At 60.7% G+C, this 1,163-nt stretch carries 1 protein-coding gene; it reads left to right on the plus strand.

What is annotated here, in order from left to right; translation table 11 throughout:
* Positions 1 to 65 precede the first annotated feature (65 nt).
* Entirely contained in the window at positions 66 to 1,088 is a 1,023-nt protein-coding gene (locus tag G6L28_RS22690) for an IS5 family transposase (RefSeq protein ID WP_174066480.1), read from the plus strand.
* The last annotated feature ends 75 nt before the right edge of the window (positions 1,089 to 1,163 follow it).

A 1,163-nucleotide genomic window follows, 5' to 3' on the forward strand; every position in this document is an offset into this window, starting at 1 on the left:
GGGACCATTGCAAAACCCGACGAATATGATTCACTTTGTTTGTGAGCGATCGAAGGGGCGGTGGCATGGCGATGAAGAGCGGTTCTCAGTTCAGCTTTGCGGATGCGCTGGTGACGGTGCGCAGTGGGCCGGATCGGTTGGGCAAGCTGTCGTCGGTGGTGAAGTGGTATCGCTTCGAGAAGGTGCTGCGGCCGCTGGAGCGTGAAGGCGAGACTGGCGGTCGGCCTGCCTATCCTGTTCTGACGATGTTCAAGGCTTTGATGCTGCAGCAGCTTTACAGCCTGTCCGATGCGGAACTGGAGGAGGCGATCTATGACCGCCTTTCCTTTCGCCGCTTTTGTGGCATTGGTCTCGATGAGGCTGTTCCCGATCACACGACACTGTGCCGCTTTCGCAACCGGCTGGTGGAACTGAAGCTTTTGGAGAAGCTGTTTGGCGAGCTTGACAGGCAGCTCGATGCCGCAGGCCTGATCCTGCGGCGCGGCACGATGCTGGATGCGACTGTCATCGAGACGCAGGCCGCCCGCCCGCCGCGTGATCATGACAGGAACAACAGCACCGAGGGCACTGAAGACAAAGAAGACGAAGAAGACAAGGCACAGACGAGCGCACGCGATCCGGATGCGGCGTTTACCCGGCGCAAGGGTCGGCAGGGTTCGAGCTATGGCTACAAGGCCCATGTAGGTGTGGATGAAGGTTCGGGCCTGATCCGGCGAGTGATCACCACGCCAGCCAATATCAACGATACCGTGCCTGCCGATCTGCTGATTGTGGGCGATGAGACGCGGGTTCTGGCCGACAGCGCCTATCACACGCATCAACGGGCGGCGATGCTGAAGGAGCGCGGGATCTTCTGCGGTCTGATGAAGCGCCCCAACAAGCATCACCCTGTTCTCAAAGCCGCAGCCCGGCGTTTCAACCGTGCGGTGGCCAGACGACGCGCTGCGGTCGAGACGACCTTTGCTACGCTCAAGCGGCGCATGGGGCTGAGCCACATTCGCTACATCGGTCTTGCCAAGGCATCCGCCCAGGTTCTGCTTGCGGCCATGGCGTTCAACATGCGCCGCTGGGTGACGCTGAGCACGTGAGCCGAGGGGAGAACTGTGTCCGCAGTCAGCCACATCACCCATCAACCAGCCGACATGAACCAAGAACCGCCCCTC

The organism is Agrobacterium larrymoorei, assembly GCF_013322225.1.
GTDB classification, from domain to species: Bacteria; Pseudomonadota; Alphaproteobacteria; order Rhizobiales; family Rhizobiaceae; genus Agrobacterium; species Agrobacterium larrymoorei_A.